Annotated in this window: 15 protein-coding genes; 8 read left to right on the top strand and 7 right to left on the bottom strand. The window is 66.9% G+C overall.

The features are described 5' to 3' along the window. Both VNR91_RS06680 and VNR91_RS06675 read right to left on the bottom strand, forming a co-directional pair. The coding region (locus tag VNR91_RS06680) for a M28 family peptidase (RefSeq protein ID WP_325489992.1) at positions 1-2,044 on the bottom strand (2,044 nt) is incomplete at its 3' end. Positions 2,045-2,128: 84 nt separating this feature from the next. Next, entirely contained in the window at positions 2,129-4,009 is a 1,881-nt protein-coding gene (locus VNR91_RS06675) for a CocE/NonD family hydrolase (RefSeq protein ID WP_325489991.1), read from the bottom strand. 438 nt (positions 4,010-4,447) lie between these two features. Between VNR91_RS06675 and VNR91_RS06670 the strand changes: the two genes are divergently transcribed. The 5 genes from VNR91_RS06670 (at position 4,448) to VNR91_RS06650 (ending at position 11,055) form a co-directional block, all read left to right on the top strand. After that, positions 4,448-6,598: a catalase gene (locus tag VNR91_RS06670; protein ID WP_325489990.1), complete on the top strand. Its 2,151-nt coding sequence runs from the start codon at positions 4,448-4,450 to the stop codon at positions 6,596-6,598. A 13-nt stretch (positions 6,599-6,611) separates the two neighbouring features. Further along, complete coding sequence (locus tag VNR91_RS06665) at positions 6,612-7,232, top strand: hemerythrin domain-containing protein (RefSeq protein WP_325489989.1); 621 nt, start codon at positions 6,612-6,614, stop codon at positions 7,230-7,232. 31 nt (positions 7,233-7,263) lie between these two features. Further along, positions 7,264-7,524, top strand: coding sequence for a hypothetical protein (locus tag VNR91_RS06660; protein ID WP_325489988.1), 261 nt, complete (start codon positions 7,264-7,266; stop codon positions 7,522-7,524). A gap of 307 nt (positions 7,525-7,831) precedes the next feature. After that, positions 7,832-10,351 carry a TonB-dependent receptor gene (locus VNR91_RS06655; protein ID WP_325489987.1) on the top strand — a complete coding sequence of 840 codons (2,520 nt, stop codon included), beginning with the start codon at positions 7,832-7,834 and terminating at the stop codon, positions 10,349-10,351. Between the two features lie 131 nt (positions 10,352-10,482). Continuing rightward, positions 10,483-11,055, top strand: a complete 573-nt coding sequence (locus tag VNR91_RS06650; protein WP_325489986.1) for a tetratricopeptide repeat protein — start codon at positions 10,483-10,485, stop codon at positions 11,053-11,055. A 131-nt stretch (positions 11,056-11,186) separates the two neighbouring features. Here the strand turns inward: VNR91_RS06650 and VNR91_RS06645 are convergent, their stop codons facing one another. The 3 genes from VNR91_RS06645 to VNR91_RS06635 form a co-directional block, all read right to left on the bottom strand. After that, complete coding sequence (locus VNR91_RS06645) at positions 11,187-12,047, bottom strand: phytanoyl-CoA dioxygenase family protein (RefSeq protein ID WP_325489985.1); 861 nt, start codon at positions 12,045-12,047, stop codon at positions 11,187-11,189. After that, positions 12,044-14,320: a CoA transferase gene (locus VNR91_RS06640; protein WP_325489984.1), complete on the bottom strand. Its 2,277-nt coding sequence runs from the start codon at positions 14,318-14,320 to the stop codon at positions 12,044-12,046. Before VNR91_RS06640 ends, VNR91_RS06645 begins: the two co-directional genes overlap by 4 nt. A 510-nt stretch (positions 14,321-14,830) precedes the next feature. Next, complete coding sequence (locus tag VNR91_RS06635; protein ID WP_325489983.1) at positions 14,831-15,532, bottom strand: TetR/AcrR family transcriptional regulator; 702 nt, start codon at positions 15,530-15,532, stop codon at positions 14,831-14,833. A gap of 174 nt (positions 15,533-15,706) precedes the next feature. On the opposite strand from VNR91_RS06635, the gene VNR91_RS06630 reads away from it, so the two are divergent. From VNR91_RS06630 to VNR91_RS06620, 3 genes are read left to right on the top strand one after another with little or no spacing between them, the layout of a single operon-like run. After that, positions 15,707-17,200 carry an MFS transporter gene (locus VNR91_RS06630; protein ID WP_325489982.1) on the top strand — a complete coding sequence of 498 codons (1,494 nt, stop codon included), beginning with the start codon at positions 15,707-15,709 and terminating at the stop codon, positions 17,198-17,200. Further along, positions 17,197-17,631 carry a hypothetical protein gene (locus VNR91_RS06625; RefSeq protein ID WP_325489981.1) on the top strand — a complete coding sequence of 145 codons (435 nt, stop codon included), beginning with the start codon at positions 17,197-17,199 and terminating at the stop codon, positions 17,629-17,631. The genes VNR91_RS06630 and VNR91_RS06625 overlap by 4 nt, the downstream gene beginning before the upstream one ends. Continuing rightward, positions 17,628-20,903, top strand: coding sequence for a carboxyl transferase domain-containing protein (locus tag VNR91_RS06620; RefSeq protein ID WP_325489980.1), 3,276 nt, complete (start codon positions 17,628-17,630; stop codon positions 20,901-20,903). Before VNR91_RS06625 ends, VNR91_RS06620 begins: the two co-directional genes overlap by 4 nt. Positions 20,904-20,951: 48 nt before the next feature. Here the strand turns inward: VNR91_RS06620 and VNR91_RS06615 are convergent, their stop codons facing one another. Beyond that, positions 20,952-21,794, bottom strand: a complete 843-nt coding sequence (locus VNR91_RS06615) for a phytanoyl-CoA dioxygenase family protein (protein WP_325489979.1) — start codon at positions 21,792-21,794, stop codon at positions 20,952-20,954. Between the two features lie 16 nt (positions 21,795-21,810). Continuing rightward, positions 21,811-24,285 carry a TonB-dependent receptor gene (locus VNR91_RS06610; protein ID WP_325489978.1) on the bottom strand — a complete coding sequence of 825 codons (2,475 nt, stop codon included), beginning with the start codon at positions 24,283-24,285 and terminating at the stop codon, positions 21,811-21,813. Positions 24,286-24,973: the final 688 nt, after the last annotated feature.

The raw sequence follows: 24,973 nt of genomic DNA, 5'->3' as shown, positions 1-24,973 counted from the left end.
CGGCCTCGCGCGCTTTCAGCGTCGCCATCAGGTCGGCCAGCGCCAGCGGCGTAAACTCGCCGGACAGAAAATCGCGCATTTGCAGCACGGTGGTGTTGCCGCGATTCAACAGTATCTGGAACTCGGCCATATATTCGTCGGGCAGGTTCGGGCCGGGAGGCGGCGCGCCGCGCGTGCCGGGTTTCAGCGCGTTGGGACCGGGCTTGACCACCAGCGTCGACGCCTCGCGCTCCTCGGCGGTGAGCACTGGCTCAGCAGCGGCGACACCGCGCTGGGCGGCGGCGAGCTGATAGGTCGCCTTGGCCTCCGCCAGCAGGACGTTGGCGCGATTGTCGATCAGCGGCGCGAACGCGGCGACCTTCTTCCTGCCCGCCGCCGGATCGGTCCACATCACGTTCGCGGACGCGAGCACCGCCTTTTCGATCTCCGCCTGGTGGCGGATCGCGTTCTGCGCCTCGCGATAGGCGGTGGTCAGGCCGGCCGGCCCGGCATCCGAGATATAGCCGAGGCCCTTGACCTGCGCCTCGCTCATGCGGCCGGTGCCGCGCGCCAGATTCTCGGCGGCGACGCGCGCGGCGAGATCATCCGAACCGGTCGCCAGCGCGACCAGCGCGCCCAGCGAAACCACGCCGGCGCGCTTGTACTGGGTCGGGTCCTGCTTGTCGGGGGTGTCGTCCGACGAGTGGTACCACATGTCCGGCCAGGTGTTGAAGATGATCGAGGGGATGCCGTGCTGCATGTAGGTGACGTGGTCGGACGAGCCGTAATGCTTGTCGACCTTGATGTAGAAGGCGTCCTTTGACCCGTGCGGCGATTCGACCGGTTGGGTCGGCGCATAGCCGGCGAACGCGCGGCGGAAGCGGATCCGCTCGCGCGTGATGTCCGACACATATTCCATCATGCTCTGACCGATGTCGTTCAGGTACGACGGGAAGGTATCGGGCGTGCGGTGCATCAGCCACGACGCGCGGCTGTCGATCAGTCGGATCGCTTCCATGTCGAAGTTGAGCGTGCCGATCATCGCCTTGGTCTTGGCGGGATATTTGTTGAGATAGGCGTTGGTGCCCGAAATCTCCGGCACGAACTGGAAGTTGATCGTGCGGCGCGGCGCGGGGAGCTTCCCCTCCTTGACCAGCTTGATGTAGGCGCGGCCGACCTCGAGCGTCATCGCGCAGCCCGAATTGTCGTCGTTCGCGCCCTGCTTGATCACGCCTTCGTACAGATGGCAGGCGATGCCCACCTCCTGCGTGCTCGACCCGTCGCCGGCGATCTCGGCGTGGACATATTCGTTCTTGCCCGGCACCTGGACGCTCTTGGTCAGCGAGCGGATGCTCAGCTTCTCGCCGCGCAGGATCAGCGATTCGAGATAGCCGCGCACCTCCGGCGTGATCGACCACGCCACCGTGCCCGGCTTGGCGTTGACCGTCGAGGAGACGATGCTGCGCGGATAGTCGATCGCACGCTGCGCCCCCATCGTCGACAGCCCGAGCACGCCGATCGCGCCGCGCTCGATCGCGAGATTGTAGACCTGACCGGTGGTGCCCGACGTCAGCACGAACTTGCCCTTGACGTCCTTGCCGGCGAAATCCTCGGCCCGGCCAAAGCCGACATTGACCAGATCGGCGGAAAGATCGCCGTTGGCGTTGAGCGAGGCGAGGCTGAGCGCGACGTCGTGGATGTCGAACAGCTTCACCTTCTTCGGCGTGGTCAGCCACAGCTCGCCGACGGTCGGCTGCCATGCCTGCGGCACGTCGCCGAACGTCTCGACGATCACGTTGGTGAAGCCATATTCCTTGGCCTTCTCGCTGATGACGCGGCTTTCGCGGTACGGCGCGTCATATTCCGACGGCGGACGCACGCGCTGGTAGGGCACCAGTTCCAGCACATGCTGCATCATCCGGTCGCCCGACACCTCGTTGATGATCGAGGTCATCTGCTCCTGACTGAGGAGCGTGCGGTCCTCACGCTCCTGCGCCACCGCCGATGTGGCGGCGGCAAGCGCGAGAGCGGACAGTCCCATCCGGGCGGCCGGTGTAATCTTCATGGCGATTTCCCCCAACGGCGCCCGATCCGGGCGCCGGCTGTTATGATTGATTGATGATGGCGCCCCGCCGAAGCGGGGCGACCGTCACGGTGCGACCGGCAGGTCGATGTAGGACAGGTTGTCGGCGTCGTGGTGGATGACGTTGTCGGCGACCACGCCCTTGCTCTCGCTCTCGTTCGGCCCGCCGGTGTTGAGGTTGCGTACGAACTTGGGGAAGTTCGACGAGGTGACCTCGACCCGGATGCGGTGGCCCGCACCGAACTGGATGCTGGTCGCGATCGGCGAGGGCTTGATCGTGTAGGTCTTGCCCGCCTCCATCGGCGCCGGCTTGTCGAAGCCGTCGCGATAGCGCGCGCGAAAGATGGTGTCGCCGATGATCCAGGCGGTGCCATCTGGCGCGACGTCGACGATCTTGACCGCGAAATCGGTATCCTTGGCGCTCGACGAGACCTTCAGCACCGCGTCGATGAAGCCGCTGACCTCGATCGGCTTGGTCAGCGGATCGCTGGTGTAGACCAGCACGTCGCCACGCGATTCGACACCGCGCTGATCGAACGCGCCGGGGACGACGATACCGCCGTTGCAGCAATCGCCGCCGCCGACCGTCGGCACCGGATTGGCCGGATCATAGCTGTAGCGGTCACCCGGCTCCTTGCCCGGCGCCACGGTATCGAGGCGGCCGTTGCCCCACAGGCCGTTCGCCTGCCCGCCGCTGCGCAGGTAGAAGCGCATCATCTTGGTCCCGACCGGGGGCCACGACGCGTTGGTCTTCCACTTGTTTTCGCCCATCACATAATATTGGACGCGCGGGGTGGTGCTGGGGAACTTGCCCGTCTCCCCCTTCAGCCAGCGATCGAACCATTTGAAGATGGTGCCGTCGACGTCGAAGCTGGTGTCGCCCATCGGCCGCTCGCCGACCACCGTGTTCGGCCCCATCCGCGCATATTGGCAGTGCGGCATCGGCGCGTTGATCACATACTGGTTGTCGCGCACCGTCGCGGTGCTGCCGGCCGTGCGCGCGTGGTTGAACAGCTCGAGATTCGGCCCGATCGACACGTCGTACCAGGTGTTGAACCACAAGGCCGGCACGCCCCAGCCCATGTCGTCGTGGTAAAGACCGCCCTGGCGCCAGCCCGGATCGGCCGGCGTGCGGTCGATGAACTGTTCGAACGTCGCCGGCGGTTCGCCCATGCTGGTCAGCATCTGATCGACCGGCAGGTGCTTGATCTGCTTGTTCCAGTCGACCTTGGGCTTGGTGGCGTTGAGATCGTTGTAGGCGGCGACCCGCGCCCGCGTCGCCTCATCCAGATCGTGGGGAAGCTCGGCGCGCAGCGGGTTGTCGACGCCGTAGAGCCAGACGAAGAACAGGTTGCGCGGCACGCCGCCGGTGTACCAGTTGCCCTGTTCCTCGAACCGGCCGACCTTGCCGATGCCCGCGCCCGCCGACATCGGCACCATCGCGGCGTGTGCCGGGTGCTTCATGCCCGCCAGCGCCAGCTGCCATTCGGCCGAGGAGGAGCAGCCCAGCGTGCCGACCTTGCCGTTCGACCAGTTCTGCGCCGCGATCCAGCTCAGCGTATCGTAGCCGTCGGTCTGCGGCTTGCCGAGGATCTCGTACTTGCCCTCGGAGAAATAGCGGCCGCGCTCGTTCTGGACGATGAACACATAGCCGCGGCGCACCGCCTCGACGGCGTAGCGCAGCGTCGATCCGCGCAGCTTGTGCTCGTTATAGGGGGTCTTCCACAGGATCGTCGGCAGCGGCCCCTTGGCATCGCGCGGGGTGAAGATGTTGGTCGACAGCCGCACGCCGTCGCGCATCGGCACCATCACCGCCAGCCGCGTCACCGCGCGCTGGGCGACTTCGCGCTCCATCGCCTCCGGACTGTAATTGGACAGATCCTGCGCCATCAGCGGCTGCGTCACCAGCGCAGTCATCAGCGCGGAAATCATCAAACGTCGCGACATGCCATTCCCCCATTTGGCACCGCGTTCGTGACGATACCGTGGCGCGGACGGAACCGAAAGCTTCCTACCGAGTCAAGATCGGGGCCCGAAAAAGATACAATATATGATAAAATAATTCGCCGCCGCGATCAGGTGCGCCGGCCCGATCGGGTTCGGGCGAATCGGACGCCGTTCCGGGGCCATGATCGATACGGCGACCGGAGCGACAGCGCGCGCACGGCCGATCCGCCCAGCGCCTCCGGCGCAGGTAAAACGGGTGAAAGCGCCAGAATCCGTAACCGATTCCATACGATTATTTAAGTTGCCATTTGGCCCGTTCGTGCGGAACCGCTCAACAGAATCAAGTGTTTACGCGTGCAGTTCGGGTTCGGCCAGCACCGACCCGTCGGGGCGGGCAGCTTCCCGCCGAATAGAACAGAAAATGCCGGGAGACTGTGGATGCCAAAGTCGGATTCTTCGCCCAGCCTGACCAACGCGCTCGGTCACCATGCCCCGGGCGCCGGCCGGCCTGACCCCGCCCCTCGCATCGGCGCCGGGGGCGAACTGCATCAGGACGTTCCGGCCGACGCCGATCACGGTGACGGCACGGCGCACCTGACCGACAATTTCGGCCACCGCGTCGCCGACAACCAGAACAGCCTGCGCGCCGGGGAACGCGGCCCGACGCTGCTGGAAGACTTCGTCCTGCGCGAGAAGATTTTCCATTTCGACCACGAACGCATCCCCGAACGGATCGTCCACGCGCGCGGATCGGGCGCGCACGGCGTGTTCGAATGCACCACGGCGATTCCCGAACTGACCAAGGCGTCGCTGTTTCAGAAGGCTGGCAATCGCTGTCCGGTGTTCGCGCGCTTCTCCACCGTCGCCGGCGGCGCGGGATCGGTCGACACGCCGCGCGACGTGCGCGGCTTTGCCGTGAAGCTCTATACCGACACCGGCAACTGGGACCTGGTCGGCAACAATATCCCGGTGTTCTTCATCCAGGATGCGATCAAGTTCCCCGATCTGATCCATAGCGTGAAGATGGAGGCGGATCGCGGATACCCCCAGGCGGCGTCGGCGCACGACACCTTCTGGGACTTCATCAGCCTGATGCCCGAATCGATGCATACCATCATGTGGGCGATGTCCGACCGGGCGATCCCGCGCTCGCTGCGGATGATGGAGGGGTTCGGGGTCCATAGCTTCCGCCTGGTCAACGCGTCCGGCGAGGGCCGTTTCGTCAAGTTCCACTGGAAGCCGGTGCTGGGCATCGCGTCGACGTGCTGGGACGAGGCGGTCAAGATCGCCGGCGCCGACCCCGATTTCCACCGCCGCGACCTGTTCGAGGCGATCGCGGCGGGCGACCATCCGCAATGGGATCTGGGGATACAGGTGTTCGACGAGGACTGGGCGGCGGCGCAGCCCTATGACGTGCTCGACGCGACCAAGCTGGTGCCCGAGGAGGATATCCCGGTCACGATCATCGGCCGCATGACGCTGAACCGCAACGTCGACAATTTCTTTGCGGAGACCGAACAGGCCGCGTTCCTGCCGACCAACATCATCCCCGGCATCGATTTCACCAACGATCCGTTGCTGCAGGGGCGGCTGTTCTCCTATCTCGACACGCAGAAATCGCGGCTGGGGACGACCAATTTCCACCAGATCCCGATCAATGCGCCGAAATGCCCGTTCCACAATTTCCAGCGCGACGGGATGATGCAGACGCTGGTGCCGACCGGTCGCGCCAACTACGAGCCCAACAGCCTGGCCGAGGCGGGCGAGAGCGGCGGCCCGCGCGCCTGCCCCGAAACCGGCTTCACCACCTTTACGGCGAACGACGAGCGAAACGATCCTACGGAAAAGCTGCGCGTCCGCGCGGAGCTGTTCGCCGACCATTACAGCCAGCCGCGGCTGTTCTATCGTTCGCAGACCGACAATGAGCAGGCGCATATCGCCTCCGCGCTGGTGTTCGAATTGTCGAAGGTGCAACTCGACCACGTCCGCGCCCGCGTCGTTTCGCGGCTGCGCAACGTCGACGAGGATCTGGCCCGCCGGGTCGCCGCCGGGCTGGCGATCGACCTGCCGGAAAAGGCCAAGGCGGCGCGGGCGCCGATCGACATGACGCCGTCCGACGCGCTGTCGATCCAGAAGCAGGCGCAGCCGACGCTCAAGGGCCGCAAGGTCGCGATCCTGTTCGCAGAAGGATCGGACAAGGCGGCGATCGACACGCTGAAGGGAGAGATCGAAAAGGGCGGCGGCAGCGTGTTCCTCGTCGCGCCAAAGGTCGGCGGCATCAAGGTCAAGGGCGGCACGCTCAAGGCCGACGGACAGCTAGCCGGATCGCCTTCGGTGCTGTTCGACGCGGTGGCATCGATCCTGATGCCCGATCAGGCGGCGAAGCTGGCCGGCGACGGGGCGGCGGTGCAATGGTTCATGGACGCGTTCGGCCATTGCAAGACCATCGCGCACTGCCAGGGAACGCAGGTGCTGCTCGACAAGGCCAACGTCACGCCCGACGACGGGGTCGTGCCGGTCGAGGACTTCATGAAGGCCGGGGTGAAACGCCACTGGGCGCGCGAGCCCAAGGTCCGCGATCTCGCCTGAACAGGAGAAAAGCATGGCAACACGGACTGCCGGAGCGCGTGCTCCGAAGCGCAAAGCCCCCGCCGCCGCCAAGGCCGACGCGATCGCCAAGGCCAAGGCGGTCGCCCCCGATGTCGCCGCGCGCATCGGCAGCACGCCCAGGACGCCGTTTCGCGGCAACCCGGACCTGTTCGGGCGACTGGTCGAGGATCACGATCGCCACCGCGCGCTGCTGGCGATGATCGGTGAGACCACCGGCAAGTCCCCCGACCGCAAGACGCTGTTCGTCGAGCTGACCAGGGAGCTCAAGGCCCACGCCGCCGCCGAGGAACAGGCGCTGTGGTCGACCGTGCTGCGCGATCCCGACACCACCGACGTCGCCCGCCATGCCGTCGCCGAACACAAGGAGATCGACGACATGCTCGGCGACCTCGCGGCGCGCGACATGGCCTCGCCCGGCTGGCTGCGGCGGTTCGCCGGGTTGAAGGACGAATATCTCCACCACATCGGCGAGGAGGAGCAGGAGCAGTTCATCGCCGCCGAAAAGCATCTGAGCGCCGCCGATATCCGCGAGATGCGGCGCGTGTTCGAACGCCGCAAGAAGGAAGAGAAAGCGGCCGCCGAAGTCGAGAAGAAGCTCGAGCGGAAAGACTGAGTTGCGGATCGCCCCCCAGAACGGAACGCGCATGTTCACCCAACTCGATCCGCCGATTCCGCTCCATGTGATCGGCAAGGGGGACGGCTATGCCATCGCCGTCATCGATTACAGCCAGGAACATGATCTGGTCTGGGTCACCGCGCTCGACGACGGGGGCGAGATCTGGTGCGCGCCCAATCCGATCGTCCGGCTGAGGAAGAACTGGACGATCGGGCGAACACCGCGAGCCGCAGCCGACCCGACGGAGCCGCGCGGCGCCTCCGCGGCGGTCGACACCGATTCGCGCTGATCAGGCGGCGGCGCCCGTCACCGCCCCCGCGGCCCCGCCGCCCGCCCCCCCCGGCCTCCTTCGCCTGATCGCGCCGTTCCCGGCGCCGGCGCGCGCGAACCGCGCCACACAAACGCGGGAGGGGGTTGACCCCGGCGCCGCGAGGCGTAAAGGCGCCGTTGCTGCGATCAATTCTCATTAGCCTTCAAATGCGGCGGCCGAGGGCGTGCATGTCCGCCTCTCCGACGATGAAAAGCTAATGCGACTTAGAACTATCACGGCGGCCGGCAAACATCGCTGGCCGCCGGGGCGAACAAAGGGGTTTTGAATGTCTGTAACCGTCGCGCGTTCGGGCGCATCGTTTCTCGCTCTGTCCTGCGTCGGCTTCATCGCCACCGCGCCGGCGCTGGCCGCCGATCGTGACGAGCCGGTCGCCGGCCGCGATGACGCCCGCGCGCAGGATCGCACCGCCGACGACAACGGCGCGCAGTATCGCGACGACATCCTGGTCACCGGCCAGCTCGAGAACAGCGAGCTTCAGGGGCCGAAGGCGATCGCGCGGGTGGTCAACACGCCGCGTTCGGTGGTGGTCCTGCCCAAGGACGTGATCGAACAGTCCGGATCGACCACGCTCGCCGACGCGCTGCGCACGGTGCCCGGCATCACCTTTGGCGCGGCCGAGGGCGGCAATCCGGTCGGCGACCGCCCGTTCATCCGCGGCTTCGACAGCCAAGGATCGACCTTCGTCGACGGCGTGCGCGACGGCGCGGCGCAATCGCGCGACACCTTCGCCATCGAGCAGGTCCAGGTGGTGCGCGGTTCCGATTCGACGCTGGGCGGGCGTGGCAGCGCCGGCGGATCGATCAACATCGTCACCAAGACGCCGCAGGCGACCGACTTCATCCGCGCGACCGGCAGCTATGGCACCGCCGACTACAAGCACGCCGCGATCGACGTGAACCGCTATCTGGGCGAAGGCGTCGGCGTGCGCATCGCCGCGATGTGGCACGACCAAGACGTCGCCGGCCGCGATGACATCTGGTCGCGGCGCTGGGGCGTCGCGCCGTCGGTCACCATCGGCCTGGGCGGCGACACCCGCCTGACCGCCGCCTATTATTATCTCGAGAGCCACGAACTGCCCGATGCGGGCATCCCCTATCTCTATACCGCTGGCAACATGCCCGGCACCGGCGAGATCTATGTCGAGCCGGCGATCGGGACGATCACCACGATCGGCGGCGTCACCGGCACGGTCGACCGCAACACCTATTACGGGCTGAAGAGCCGCGACTTCCGCGATGCCTTCACACATCAGGCCAGCCTGCGCGCGGAACATGATTTCGGCACGCTGACGCTGCGCAACAGCTCGCGGTACAGCTATAACGAGCAGAACTACATCTACACCCAGCCGGACGACCAGCAGGGCAACGTCTATGGCACCAACGCCTCCGCCCCCGCCACCGCCGGCGGACTGGTCTGGCGGCGCGGCAACACCCGCTATGGCTATTCGGAAACACTGGCCAACCAGACCGACCTGTTCGGCACATTCAACACCGGGGCGATCAAGCACAGCATCGCCGCCGGCGTCGAGCTGAGCTGGGAAAAGGCGCGTCGCGGCACGTTCGTGTCCGCCAGCGGATCGTCGATCAGTCCGCGCTGCACCCCGGCGGCGATCGCACGCTATTATTGCACCAGCCTGTTCAATCCCGACGCAAACGATCCGTGGGCCAACTATGCCAGCGACACGTCGAGCGTCGTCACACCGATCGTCAAGAGCGGCGGCATCACCGAATCCCAGAACGAAGCGCGCACCGTGTCGGTCTATGGCTTCGATTCGATCACGCTGATCCCGCAGCTGATCCTCAACCTGGGCGTGCGCTACGACGACTTCACGTCGAAGGTGACGCCGGGCCAAGCGGCGACCGCGACCAGCACCGTCTCGCTCAAGCGCAACGACAAGCTGTTCAACTGGCAGGCGGGCCTGGTGTTCAAGCCGACCGCCAACAGCTCGCTCTACGCCAGCTACGCCACCGCCGCGACCCCGCCGAACAGCCTGCTCGGCGAGGGCCAGGAATCGAACGCGCTGCCGACGACGACGACGGCGGCCAACCTGGCGCTGCTCGACAGCCTCAAGGTCGAGAAGACCAAGAGCTATGAGGTCGGCGCCAAGGCCAACATCTTCAACGAACAGCTCGCGCTAACGCTGGCCGCGTTCCAGACCGAGACCAAGAACGCCCGCGTCACCGGCGCCGACAACACGGTCGAATTCATCGGCGAACGCCGGATTCGCGGCATCGAGTTCAGCTTCAACGGCAACGTCACCAAATGGCTGACGGTGTTCGGCGGCTACACCCATCTCGATCCGAAGATCGTCGACGGCGGCTATAGCGCGCTGACCGCCGCGGCGGTCAGCGTCGGCGGTGTCGTGGTGCAGCCCGCCAAGACGGTGCTGGTCCCGTCGGTCAACAACGGCCGCCAGGCGCCGCAGACCGCCCGCGACAGCTTTACCCTGTGGGCCAACCTCACCCCGCTGAAGGGCCTGAGCCTGGGCGGCGGCGCCTTCTACACCAGCCGCGTGTTCGGCGGCTATTCGGACAATCGCAGCGCCACCCAGACCGCCGCCGGCGTCGTCACCGTCAACCCGGCGACCAGGACCCGCATCCTGACCGTGCCAGACTATTGGCGCTTCGACGCGCGCGTCGGCTACACGATCAACGAGCATGTCGACGTCAGCGTCAACGTGCAGAACCTGACCGACAAGGTCTATTTCCCGCAGGCCTATACCGCGCACTATGCCTCGATTGCGCCGGGCCGGTCGGCGTTCGCGACGCTGGGGGTCAAGTTCTGACCGTCGACCTGTCCGCGCTCACGCCCGACGACGTCGCCGCCCGCCTGTCCGGTTCGCCGGAGGAGCGGGCGGCGCTGATTCGCGCGGGCGCGGAACAGGGCGTCGCCGAGGCGCAGGCGGTGTGGGGACAGATGCGGCTCGACGCCGGCGAACCACGCGACGCCTTCGCCTGGTTCAACAAGGCCGCCGCGCAGGGCCATGTGCTGGCGCTCAACATGGTCGGGCGCTGCTATGATCTTGGCTGGGGCGTCGCGATCGACAAGGCGCGCGCCGCCGAATGCTTCCGCATCGCCGCCGAGCGCGGGCTGGACTGGGGGATGTACAATTACGCCACCGCGCTGACGCTGGGGGATGGCGTGGCGGAGGACAAGGCGGCGGCGCTCGCCTGGTTCGAGAAAGCGGCGGCATCGGGCAATGCCAAGGCGATCAATTACATCGGCAGCTTTCACGAGGACGGCTGGGTGGTCGCGCGCGATCTGGCCCGTGCCGCCGACTATTACGCGCGCGCCGCCGAGGGCGGCGATTTCCGCGGCCAGTTCAACCACGCGCGGATGTTGATCGCGGCGGGCGACATCGACGCCGCGCGCCGCTGGCTGCGCCGCTGCGCCGAGACCGCGACGCCGGCTTTTCTGGCAAAGGCGCGGGCGTGGTTGGAAACGTCGCCCCACCCTTCGCTGGCGCGGGATTGCACGCCGGAGCGGTAGCGCGGGAGACCGGCAGCCGCAGCCGCATTCGTCATCGCGAACCGGGGGAAGCCCGCGCGGTGCGCGGAACCGCCCGATCGCCGTGGGGCTTCGCCGATCGCAGCGACGAAGCCCCGTAACGTCATCCAGCCCTAATTCTTCGCCCAGTCGAACGTTCGGGGGGTCAGGGCGAAGTTGAAACCGGAATCGGACGACTTGCCGAGAAAATCCTCCCGCCCGAGCATGATCCGCAGCGCCTCCGGCTTGTCAGCCAGCCAGTCCTCGCCGAGATAGTCGTAGTTCTCGACCGGGCGGAGCGCGAGCCGACCAAAGGTGATGTGCAACACCACGCGCTCGCCCTCAAGCGCGCGCGGGTAGTTGCCGTGCCATACCGACCCGTCCCAACAGGCAAGCGAGTTCGCGTCGGCCTCGATCGCCACCGCGCCCTCCATCGCATCGCGCTCGGCATTGGTAGGGTGGCGGCGCTTGCGGTGGCTGCCCGGAATAATGCTGGTGGCGCCGCCTTCGCGGGTGAACGGGTCCATCACCCAACACATGGTGAAAATCTGGTTGTGTTCGGGAAACGGCGCCGGCAACCAGTTCTGATCGGCATGGAGCGGCAGCGCGGGCGTGCCCTTCGGACGCACCGACGCCAGCAACTGCATCAGGATCGCGCCCTGCCCACACATCACCTCGACCAGCGCGCGAAGCTTGGGATTGGTGACCACCTCGACGAAGATCGGGTCGCGGTCGAGCAGCATCCCCGCGGCGCCGCCGGTCCACGCCGGGCCGTCGCCGTCCTCCTTGAGCCGTAGGATCGTTTCGCGCAGCCGCGCGGTGAACTCCGGTGTCGCCACGTCCTTGACGACGGTGAAGCCGTTGGCCTCGATGTCGCGTACATTGTCCTTCAAGCCGAGACCGTCGACTCGCGTCTCCAGTTCGCGCCGCAGCACAAACATCGGGTTCGTGTGTTCGCGCACCTCGGCGCGCGTGATCGTACGCAATTCGCTCATCCGACAAGCTCCTGTCTGGTTTCAACATCCTCGATTTCGCCCAGCACTTCGGCGGTATGCTCCCCCAGCGTCGGGGGCACCTTCCTCAACTCGGGTCGCGCGCCGTCGAGCCGATAGGGCGGGACGGCCTGGACGTAGCGGCCGAGGTAGCGGCGTTCGGCGTGCCGCCAGAAGCCGCGCGCCTGCAATTGGGGATCGTCGAGCAGGTCGCGGCCGCGATGGAGCGGCGTCGCGGCGACACCGGCGCGCTGCAACAGCCCAGCGGCTTCCGCGCGCCCTCGCCGTGCGCTCCACGCCGATATCGCCGCGTCGATCCGCGCAGCCGCGGCGTTGCGGCCGGCGACCGTATCGAGATCGCCGGCGGTAGCCAGATCGTCGCGCCCGATGACGCCGCACAACGCGCGCCATTCCGCGACATTGGCGACGGCGATCGCGATCCATTCGTCGTCACCGGCGGCGGCGAACGCTCCGCACGGCGCATGGGTCAGACGGCGCGAGCCGAGGCGCGGCACGGGCCCGGCGTTGACCTGCGCCGCGACGAACGCATCGGCGCCGACCTGGAACAGGCTTTCCACCTGCGACAGATCGATCGCGACTCCGCCGCTGCGCGCCTGGCCGGACAGCGCCGCCATAGCGGCAACCGCGCCGAACAGCCCGGCGATCGGATCACCCCAAGCGACGTGCTGCATCGTCGGCGGCCAGTCCGCGCGCCCGTTGGCGAACGGTAGGCCCGAGGCCTGCTCGACGGTAGACCCATAGCCGCGGATGCCGCTGAGCGGCCCGCGCCCGCCAAAGGCGCTCATCGCGATGCTGATGATGCCGGGGCGCAGCCGGTGCAGTTCGGCGGTGTCGAGGCCAAGCTTGTCGAGCGTTCCCGCGGCATAATTATCGATGACGATATCGGCCCGGCGGATCAGCGCGCGCGCGCGCTCCAGATCCTGCGGATCGCGCAGGTCGAGCGCGATGCCACGCTTGTTGCGGTTGACCGCCATGAACGGCATCTTGATCTCGTGCGACGGCGGATCGCTGGCGACGCTCTTTTCCCAGCCGCGCCACCAGTCGGGATAGGCGTCGGATTCGATCTTGATGATGTCCGCGCCCAGATCGGCCAGATGGCGGGTGGCGAGCGGCCCGGCCCATCCCATGGTGAAATCGACGACCCGTACCCCGGCGAGAGGGCCGGCGGGCGTCGCCGGAAGGGCGGCGAGCGGCGGACCCGATCCGCTCACCGGCTTCACCCGGAAAGGCAGGCCCGGCGCCGACAGTCCCGGCTCGACCGCGACGAAGCTCGCGCGCCCGCGCCACATTGGATCGTCGAGCAACGCGGCATGATCGAGCACCGGCGACAGCGGGATGCGCCGCTCTATCCCCAGCGTTACCCAGTCCGACGTCGTGCGCGTCGCCAGAGGACCATGCAGCGCGGCGTCGATCTCATCGGCGTGCTTCAGCCGCTCCAGCGTGGTCGCGAAGCGCGGATCGGCGGCCAGGTCTGGGCGGTCGATCGCGTCACATAGCGCGGCCCATTGCCCGGGAGTGAGCGTGGTGACGCCGATCCAGCCGTCGGCGCTGCGATAGACCGCGCACGGATAGCTGGGGACGAAGCGGTTGACGCCTAGCCGGGTGCTGTCGCTGCCGCGCCCGGCCGGGTCGATCGCCGATACCTCTGCAACGCACAGGGCGCTTTCGTGCTCGGTGACCTCGATCCGCCGGGTGGTATAGCCGCGCGCGCGGCCGAACAGCGCGGCGGCGATCGCGATGAACGCGGTCGCGCCGGTCATGATGTCGGTCTGGTGCCCTTGCGGCAACTGTGGCGCGCCGCCCGCCTCGCCAAAGCTGTGGCAGGTCCCGGACATCGCCTGGACCAGCGGCGCCGGCGCCTTCCATCCGGCGTAGGGGCCATCGTGGCCGAACGCGGTGATATCAACGATCAGCGGCGCATCGTCGGCAGTCGCGCCGTCTGGCGCCGCGCCGATGATGGCACAGGACGGGCCGGCGAGCCGATCGGCCGCCGCTCGCGCATCGGCGGCGCTGATCAATCGCTTGCCCTGGTCGAGCCAGCGGCCAAATGCTTCCCCGGCGGCACCGCCATAGCCGATCGCGGCATCCGCGCCGGGGCCCGGCGCAGGCTGGACCACATCCGCCCCGAAAGCAGCGAACAGGCGGCCACAATAGCGCGCCGCCACGCTCGCGCCCGGATCGGGGATGACAAGCGTCACGCCGCCCAATGGCAGATAGGGTTGCGTGGCCGGTGTCGCCAAAGATGTGCTCGCCATGGCTCTCCTCATCCTGGTCATCTCGCGTCGTGCAGGTGCGCGACTTTGAAGGCGCTTTGCCACTCGGTACGGCCTTGGTAACCTATTACCAGAATAGTCGGGGAGGATGGCGATGGCAACCACAATAGTTTCGCCCGATGGCGGACAGACGCTCGACCAGCGCATCGCGGCGCAGGGTCTGGAGGAGAATGTCCGCGACCTGCGCGCGCGTGGACTCACCGTGCTGCACGATCCGCAGGCCGCCGCGCTGGCCGACGCGGTGCGCGATGCGATCGTCCGCCTCGTACCGGCCAGGCCGGACGAAAAGGCGCCGACGCGCTTCACCTACATGCGGATCAGGATGCATCCGATCGAGAATTCGCGGACAAAAGCTCCGAGTGTTCGCATCTGCTGGGCCGGAGCAGGTTCCTGGGGCGCAAGCAGGGTTTCAAGCAGTACGATCGCGAGGTGCTGTCGAAGACCTAGCCAGCCCACGGCACCCGATCGCAATAGCGTGCGGGCCGCGCGGCGCTATGCCGTCACGTCTGCCGCTTGGGCGGCGCGGGCCGCTTCGGCCGCACGGACCCGCTCGACCTCCTCCAGCGCCTGCGTGGCGCGCTGAAAATCGATCACACGGGCGCGAATCTGCGGCACCCATGGATCGGCGACCGCCCCCGCCAGCGCGATCGCAAAACCATAGCAGATGCGGTTGCCGGCAAGCATGATGTCGAAATTGCTCAGCGACCAGTCGCGCAGATTGGCGGCAAAGATGTCGGTCAGTGTCCCGGCCAGCGCGGCCGGGCCGATCTCCGGCCGGATGTGCCCTTCCTCGATCCCGCGCCGGCAGATGTTGGTGTAGAGCGGCAGCACCTCACGCGCCGGTTCGATCCCGTCGGCACCCGAATAGCCCTGCGTGGCGCGAAACAGCGCCCGGTAGAATGATTGCTCGTGGGTGTAGAACTCGACCCCGGCCATCGCCTGGTCGAACATGATCTCCAGAATGTTCTTCGCCTTGAACTCGCGCGCGATCACCCGAAAAGTCGCCTGGTCGCGCCGCAGGATCGCGGTGATGATCCCCGATTTGGAGCCGAACATCTCATAGGGCGTGCGCAGGCTCACCTGCGCACGCGCCGCCAATTGGCGCATCGGCAGGTCAAAGGTGCCGGTCTCGCGGATGATCTGGCGCGCGGCGTCGATCAGCTTGATGGTTCGTGGATCTTCGAAATCAGGCATGAATGCGTTCTGGCCTTCCCCTCGCCCACGATCTAAGGCGTTCGTTACTTTTGCCCAAGTGCGACGACGCGGCAAGATGATAGCAGGGCATTGACGCACGCGGGCCAATGCGCCACCTTTGGTAACATATTACCGACGCTCGCGCAAAGCGGGTGCGCCGCCAAGGAGACCGTGTTGGCACAGGCCGCGATGACCGCCGTCAGCGACGACGATCCCCTGCGCGCGGGGGGCGCCGGAGCCGCGCCGATCGGGCTGGCCCGTTCGTTGTCGTTCCGCTTGAAGCTGGGATATGGGCTGGGCGAAATGGCGGAGGGGGTGAAGACCGCCGCGCTCGAAACCTTCCTGTTCTTCTACTATGTCCAGGTGATCGGCCTGTCGGGGTCACTGGTCGGGCTGGCGCTGTTGATCGCGCTGCTGTTCGACGGGCTGGTCGATCCGCTGATCGGGCATTTTTCGGATAATCTGCGCTCCCGGATCGGGCGGCGCCATCCCTTCCTCTACCTCGCGCCGCTGCCGCTGGGCATCGCGCTCTGGCTGTTGTTCAGCCCCCCGGCGGCGCTTGGCCAATGGGGACTGTTCGGCTGGCTGCTCGGCTTCACCGCGTTCAGCCGGCTGATGCAGTCCTTCTATTTCGTGCCGCACATGGCGCTGGGCGCCGAACTCAGCACCGATTTCCGAGAGCGCATCTCGGTCAGCAGCTATCGCAACATCTTCGCCTTTATCGGGCGGCTGCTGGTGTTGTGGCTGGCGTTCAGCATCTTCTTCCGGCCAGTGCCGGGCTTTCCGCAAGGGCAGCTCAACGGCGCCGGCTATCCGCCGTTCGCCGTGGCCTGCGCGGTGGTCGCATTCGTCGCGATCCTGGTATCCGCCGCGACGACGCAGCGGCGCGCGGTCGAGGTCTATCACGCGGTAGCGGCGCGGGCCGAGCCCGAACCCGCAAGCCTGCTGGGGAACCTCGTCAAGGCGTTCAAGCTCAGATCCTTCACCATCTATTTCGTCGCGATCCTGATCTCCTACGTGCTGGGCGGGGTGCAGGCGGCGCTGGGGGTGCACGTCAACACCTTCTACTGGAAGCTGTCGGCGGCGGGAGTGCAATCGGTGTTCTTCGGCACCGCGTTCGGCTTCATGGCCGGGTCGCTGCTCGCCCGCGCGCTGGCCGACCGGCTCGACAAGAAGATCGGCTACATCAGTTCGGTGGTGGTCTCGGTGGCGATCAACGTCGCCCCGATCACGCTTGCCCAGCTCGGCCTGTTCCCGACCGGCGGCGCGGTATTGACGCCGCTGCTCACCACCTTCGCCTTTCTCGCCGGATTCGCGGGCGGACCGGCGATGGTGATCGCCGGCGCGATGCTGGCCGACGTCGCCGATGCCTACGAATTGCGCTATCGCGGGCGCTGCGAGGGGTTCCTGTTCGGCGCGAGCGCCTTCACTCGAAAGGCGTCGCTCGGCCTCGGCGGGGCGCTGGCCGGCGTGGCGCTCGACCTCATCCATTTCCCGCGCGGAGTCGACGCCGCGCACGTGCCGCGCGACGCTGCGGTGCATCTGGCGCTGCTGTACGGCCCCGCGCTGTTCGTCTTCACCACCATCTCGATGAGCATCATGATGATGTACGACCTGACCCGCGCCAAGCACGCGGATATCCTGGAACAACTGGAGAAACGTCGTTGAGCCAACCCCTGCAATTCGCCAGTCCCGCATGGGTCGATCGCATCAAGGCGGTGCTCACCGCGCTGGTCGCCGAACATCGCGACAGCCTGGCCGATGCCGATTTCACCTTGTCCGAGACCTTCACCGCGGTGCCGCCGGACGATGCCACCGCGCATTGGGCCGCACGCATCCATGCCGGCACGGTCACCTTCCTCGACTGCCCGAACGACGCAGACTTTACGCTGGTGTGCGACTATGCCGCCGCCCTGCCCGGCGCGCGCCTGATCTACGCTGGTGCAAGTGAGGCCGATCTGCACGCCGCCAACGTCCACCGCGACGCGATGATCGTGGCCGGCCGCATGACCCGCAGCGGCGGCCTGGGACAGGCGAGCAAGCCGGTCCTGCGCGTGCTGCGCGACCTCCACGATACGCTGGCACGCGAAACCGCATGATCCGGCGCCTGCTGATCGCCAATCGCGGCGAGATCGCCATCCGGGTCATGCGCAGCGCCGCGCTGATGGGCATTTCCACCGTCGCGGTCCATCCCGCCGACGATGCCGGATCGCTCCATGCCGCGCGCGCCGATCAGGCGACCGAGATTCCGGGCGTGGGCGGGGCCGCCTATCTGGATATCCCTGCGCTGATCGCGGCGGCGCGGCACAGTGGCTGCGACGCGGTCCACCCCGGTTATGGCTTCCTGAGCGAATCGGCGGCGTTCGCGACGGCGTGTGCCGAGGCGGGCCTGATATTCGTCGGTCCCTCGCCCGAGACACTGGCGCGCCTGGGCGACAAGACAGCCGGGCGCATGGCCGCACAGGCTAGCGGCATCCCGGTGCTCGCCGGCAGCGACGGCGCTGTGACGGTCGAGCAGGCGCTCGCCGCGTTCGACCGATTGCCTCCTGGCGGGCAATTGATGGTCAAGGCCCTGGCCGGCGGCGGCGGGCGCGGGATGCGCCCGGTCGGCGACCGCGCCGCGCTGGCCGACACGATCGCGCGCTGCGCGTCGGAGGCGCAGGCCAGCTTTGGCTCGGGCGACATCTATGTCGAGCAGTTCCTGCCCGATGCCCGCCATATCGAGGTCCAGATCGTCGCCGACGGCGCCGGCGGCGTCACGCATCTGTGGGAGCGAGAATGCTCGCTCCAGCGACAGCGGCAGAAGGTCATCGAGATCGCGCCCGCCCCCTTCCTGCCGCCCGCCACCCGCGACCGGCTGCTGGAGGCGGCGGTGACCCTGGGCCGCGCCACCGCCTATCGCGGCGTCGGCACGATCGAGTTCCTGGTCGATCGCGACGGCACCGATTTCTATTTCATCGAGGCGAACGCCCGGCTGCAGGTCGAGCATACCGTGACCGAGGCGGTGACCGGGCTCGATCTGGTCGCGCTGCAACTGGCGATCGCCGACGGCGCGCCGCTCGACGAGTGTGGGCTGGGCGCGATCCCTGCGCCGCGCGGGCTGGCGATCCAGGCGCGCGTCAACACCGAGCAGATGGGCGAGGACGGCACGCCGCGCGCGGCGACCGGCACGATCACCCGCTATGAACCTCCCGCCGGCCCCGGCGTCCGCGTCGATGGCTATGGCCGCAGCGGCTATACCGTCAGTCCGCGCTTCGATTCGCTGCTGGCGAAGGTGATCGTCCACCTGCCCTCCGGTGACTGGGCGACCGCGCTCAGGGCGACCGATCGCGCGCTCGCCGAATTCGCGATCGACGGGGTGGCGACCAACATCGGCTTCCTGCGCGCGGTGCTGGCCGACGATCAGGTCGTCGCCGGGGAGTTGCGGACGACGCTGGTCGGAGAGCATATCGACGCGCTGCGCGCCGCCGCGCATGTGCTGGAGCCGGTCCACCTCGCCTCCGCTCCAACAGCCGAACAAGCGGGCCAGACCGTGGTGCCACCAGGTCACGTCGCGCTCACCGCGCCGCTCTCGGGCGTGCTGACGTCGGCGCAGGTATCGCCCGGCGACGTCGTGCGCGCCGGCCAGACGATTGCCATCGTCGAGGCGATGAAGCTCGAACACGTCGTCACCGCGGACGTCGGCGGGACGATCGCCGCGATCCTGCCCGCGATCGGCACGGTGCTGGCGGAGGGCGCGGCGATCGCGCTCATCGTCCCCGACGACGCGGCCGGAGAAGTGCTGGCCGAGGCGACGCTGCCCGATCCCGATCACATTCGCCCCGACCTGGCCCAGTTCCTCGAACGACGCGCGCTGACTCTTGACGCCGCGCGGCCCGACGCGGTCGCGAAGCGGCACAAGTTCGGCTATCGCACCGCGCGCGAGAATATCGCCGACCTGGCCGACGACGGCAGCTTCGTCGAATATGGATCGCTGGTGATCGCCGGGCAGCGACTGCGGCGGTCAGTGGATGAACTGATCGTCACCACCCCCGCCGACGGCATGGTCACCGGCATCGGCTGCATCAACCGCGCGCAATTCGGGGCAGAGGCCTCGCGCTGCATCATCATGTCCTACGACTATACCGTGTTCGCCGGCACGCAGGGCATGAAGAACCACGAAAAGACCGACCGGATGTACGAGTTGGCCGAGCAATGGCGGCTGCCCGTGATCCTGTTCGCGGAAAGCGGCGGCGGGCGGCCCGGCGACACCGATCGGCCGGCCGGCGGCGGCGTGTTCAACACCCGCGCATTCGGTCTTCAGGGCAAGATCAGCGGGCTGGTGCCGCAGATCGGCATCGCCAACGGCCGCTGCTTTGCCGGCGCGGCGGTGCTGCTCGGCTGTTGCGACGTGGTGATCGCGACCGAGGGATCGACGCTGGGCGTCGGCGGCCCGGCGATGATCGAGGGCGGTGGCCTGGGCATCTACACGCCGGAGGAGGTCGGCCCGATCGCGGTGCAATCCGCCAACGGCGTCGTCGATATCGTGGCGAAGGACGAGGCCGACGCGGTGCGCTTCGCCAAACGCTATCTGTCCTATTTCCAGGGGCGGATCGACGACTGGACGTGCGCCGACCAGCGGCTGCTGCGCCATATGGTGCCGGAGAACCGCTTGCGCGCCTATGACGTGCGCAAGGTGATCGAGACGCTGTGCGACACCGGATCGGTGCTCGAACTGCGCCAGCAGTTCGGCCGCGCCGCGATCACCGCGCTCGCCCGGATCGAGGGTCGACCGGTTGGCGTGATCGCCAATAATTCCGCGCATCTGGGCGGCGCGGTGGACAGCGACGCGGCGGACAAATGCTCGCGCTTCATGCAATTGTGCGACGCCTATGACGTGCCGATCGTCGTGCTGGCGGATACGCCGGGCAACATGGTCGGGCCGGACGCCGAAAAGACCGGGCTGATCCGCCATTGCTGCCGCATGTTCGTGACCGGCCCCAATCTGACCGTGCCGGTGTTCTCGATCGTGCTGCGCAAGGCCTATGGGCTGGGGGTGATGGCGATGGTCGGCGGGCACAGCCAGGCGTCTTTCTTCACCCTGTCCTGGCCGACCGGCGAGTTCGGCGGCATGGGGCTGGAGGGCGCGATCAAGCTCGGCTACCGCAAGGAGATGGAGGCGATCACCGATCCGGTCGAGCGCGATGCCTGGTACAAGCGGCGCGTCGCCGAACTCTATGAGAACGGCAAGGCACTGAGCGTGGCGATGGGGTTCGATTTCGACGACGTGATCGATCCGGCGGACACCCGCGCACGGATCGTCGCCGGGCTGGAAAGCACGCCACTGCCGCCGCGCAGCGGCAAGAAGCGCCCGTTCATCGATACCTGGTGAGTAAAGGGGGGCCGGGAGCGATCGCCCACGCGGCGCTCCCGGTATCGATCAATAGCCCTGCGGCCCGTGGACCAGCCGATAGGTGTTCATCAGCAGGTCGAAGTCGGTCGATCCGTTCCGTTCGGTGGTCGAGTGGAAGAACAGGTCGCGCCCCAGCAGGCCGCGCAGTTGCGGGTCCTTGTCGGCCAGCCATGCGTCGTCGAGGTGGCTGTAGTCGTCGATCGGCTGCATCCCGATGCGGGTATAGGTCATGTGCAGCACCACCCGTTCGCCGTCGGTCTGGCGCGGGTAGCTGCCGTGCCACACCGATCCGTCCCACAGCGCGATCGATCCCGGCGGCGCCTCGATCGCGATGGCGCCGTCCAGCGATTCGCGCACTTCGCGCGGCGGGTGATGCTTGTGCTTGTGCGTGCCGGGAATGATCAGCGTCGCCCCGTTTTCCCTGGTGAAGTCGTCGGTTACCCAGCACGCGGTGCACATGATCTCCCACGACGGGAACGGCGCGGGGAACCAGCTGTTGTCGGCGTGGAGGGCCAGGCCCTCGATCGGCGCGCGCCGCACCGTCCCGATCAGCTGACTGAGCAAGGCGCCGCGCCCGAGCAGATATTCGACCAGCGCGAGCAGTTTGGGCACCGTTACCGCCTCGGGAAACACCGCATCGCGCCCCAGCAGCAGACCGGCGCGCCGCCCCGCGTTGCGCCCTTCCGAAACCGCAGCCAGCCGCTGCACCGCCGTGCGCACGCGGTCGGTCAGCGCATGGGCCACCGGATCCTGGATGATCGTGTAGCCGTTATCCCGCAACTCGCGGACATTCTGCCAAAGATCGAGCGCCTCCAGTCGCTCGCGCAGCTCGGCGGAGAGACCAGCGTCGAGGCTCGGGGTCGGTTGCATCGTCATCCCTCCGCGATCAGAATTTCTTCCAGACCTGCAGGCCGACCATCCGCGGCGGCGCATAGTTGGCGGCGCTGAACCCGAGCGTATGGAGCTGGGCGACCTTGCCGGTGGCGTAGAGCTTGTCGGTCAGGTTGGTCACGAACACCGCCGTGTTCCAGCCCGAACCGGCCACGTCGCGCAGTTCAGCGCGAAGGTTGACCGTGCTGTAGGCCGCTTGCGAAATCGCCTCGAGGCCGCCTGGATAGAGCTGAAGATCGCGCGCCGCGGCCGTCACGTAAAAGACCCGGCTCTGCGTGAACAACGATGCCGACAGGCCAAGCTCACCGACCTTCGGACCCAGCGACGTGTTATAGAGCAGCGTCACATTGCCCGAATGCTCGGGCATGTAGGGCAGCGGGTTGTTGCTGAGATCGAGGAAACAGACCCCCGTCGGCGATTCGGGCACGCACACCGAATCGCCGGGCTTGGCGACGTTGAACGGATCGGCGCCGGTCCATTTCTTGTACTTCGCGTGATTGTAGGAATAGCCGAAATTGACGGTCAGGCTGCGGTCGAACACGACGCTGCCGGCCACTTCCGCACCGCGCATCTGCGCTGCGGCGATGTTCGCCAGATATCGGTACGACACCCCGTTGACCAAACCGAGCAGTTGCTGGGCGATGTTCTTGTAGTCGGTGTTGTACGCGGCGCCGTTCAGTCGCACCGCCACGTCGCCCAGGTAGAATTGGGTCTTGAGCCCGATTTCCTGCGTGTTGACCGTCGCGGAATCGTAGATCGGCTTGTAGCCGGGCAGCGCCTGGCCAACCTGCCCGATCGCGTTCACCCCGCCGGGCACATAAGCCCGCGTCGCGGTGACATAGCCCATGATGTCGCGCGTGAACTGCTGCTGCACGGACAGGGTGTAGTTGTAACCCTTGCTCTTGGTGTGCGTGCTGGCCGACGTCGTTCCCGGCACGAAGGTGCCGGTGGCCGGATCCTTGACCGGGGTGATCGTCTCCATCTCGGCATCGGACCAGCTGTAGCGATAGCCGCCGGTCAGGCTGAGGCCGGCGATGCCGACCTTGGACAGGTCGAGCGTCGCCTGCCCGAACACCGCCTTTTCCTTCGCCACCGACCGTTTGATGAACCCGACCGCGTTGACGTAGCCCGCCGGGTTGCTGAACAGCTTGTAGACGTTGGTGGTGCCGTCCATGTTCTCGGGCGCGCGCTGATATTGGTAGAACCCGCCGACATTGGCCTTGACCAGGCCGTCCCACAGTTCGGCATGCATCTGAAGCTCTTCGGTATAGGTGTGTAGCGCCGGGCCGATCCTGGCCGCCAGCCGCGTCCCGACCTGATTGTTCGAACCGAAGTTGCTGTAGTTCGCCGCCGCGAATGCGCCTTCCTGAAGGATGCCGCCGACGCCGTCGTAGCTGCCCGCGCTGTTCGAGGTGAACGAGTCGAAGGAGAAGATGTTCTTGAAGCTGATCTTGGTCGGCCCGGTATCGATCGCGTCGAGCTGGGTGTTGTTGACGACACTTGCGTGCTTCATCTGGGTATATTGCGCCTGGCCGTCATAGGGCGCGGCGGTGATCCGCGCCGCCTTACTGCCGCCCTGCGCCAATCGGGCCGCCTCCTGCTGTAGGGCGAGCAGATAACCGTTGGCATTGGTCGGATCGCTGTCGTTGTCGGGGAAGGCATAGGTGGGTTTGTAGCCGGACAGCACCATGCCTGTCGCCGACTGGTCAATGTTCTCGTAGGAGGCGAACAGCGTGTTCTCGAAACCGCCCGCCTTGAACGCGATCCCCAGGCGATATTGCTGGTTGTTGACGTCGTCGAGCCGCTTGCTGGTGCCGAACTGCTTGGTGTAGCCGCCGACTCGATTGGCGTTCGCGGCAAAGCGGATGGCTAAGTGATCCTCGATCACCGGGATGTTGACCACCCCCGTCGCTTGGACGCGGCCATAAGTGCCGACGGTCATGTCGACCATGCCGCCCCAATCGTTGAGCTTCGGCTTTTCCGGGGTGATCAAGACTGCGCCGGCGGCGCTCGACCGGCCGAACAGCGTCCCCTGCGGCCCGTTGAGCACCTGAATCGACGCGATGTCGAGGAAGGGCGCGCTGGCGATGCCGCCGCAGCACGGCGCTTCGGCGAAATAGGTCGTCACGCCCGCCGCCAGACCGCGCACGGCGAACCGCGCGTTCATGTCGTTGAAGTAGGACGCGATGCTGAGCGAGGGCGCGAGCTTTTGCAGGTCCTTCACCGCCAGCACGCTTTCGCGGCGCATTGAATCGGGATCGACGGCGGTGACCGAGGTGGGCACCCGTTGCAGATTCTCTTCCACGCGCCGCGCGGTGACGATGATGTCGGCAAAGCCCTGATGACCACCTTGCCCGGCCTCTGCGGCAGGGGAATCGGCGCTGGCATCGGCCTGCTGCGCCAGCGCGGCGTCCGCCCAGAACAGCAGCGCCGGCACCGCGACGGACGACAAAAACAGCTTCTTGGACAACGCCCTCTCCCTTCCGAAAATCGCCGGCGCCACCTTTCCGGTAGGTCGCCGCTGTGATCGCCTGCCCAGTACGGGGATCGCCCCGTAAGGAAGGAGATCACGTGTCGGTAACACGATACCATAGGTTATTGCTGATTTCCGAGATGTGTCAACCGGGCTTTTCGGCTGTTGCGTCGACCGGGGCAGGTCACATATCAACATACTGTATTATTTGATTTTTATTAAATTTAGCCAAAAATGTGGGGGTCGGGTGCCGTGGCTACCGCATCGCAGCGAGCCGGGATCGGCCGATTTTAATGCCCCCGCCGCCCGCTCCGACGACCAAAGGCCACCGCCTGCTTACCCAAGCATAAGCGGGGCGCGCGCGGTCCGGCGGCTGCTCCGCTGTTCATTGGTCGCCCGGCCTGCTCGGGGCATCGCTGGAGGCGCGGAAGATGACGGCCTGGGGATGATCGCGCGCGCCGCGGCGACACGGGCCAGACGATCAACCTGATCGGCATCGCGGGCGGCAGGCAGGTCGAAGCCGCCGCTTGCGGAACATCGTCATCGCCGCACCGTCAAATGCCGGTTTCGCGGTGGCGCACGCCGCTGGCGCATTGATCGTGGTTCCATCGCCCAGGGTCGCCGGATGCATCGCCATCGCCGCCGCATGGTGTCGGAGCGAATGTCGCAAATGCGTGAATTGCCG

The organism is Sphingomonas sp., assembly GCF_035555815.1.
Taxonomy (GTDB): Bacteria; Pseudomonadota; Alphaproteobacteria; order Sphingomonadales; family Sphingomonadaceae; genus Sphingomonas.
This window is presented reverse-complemented; position numbering and strand designations above follow the sequence as displayed.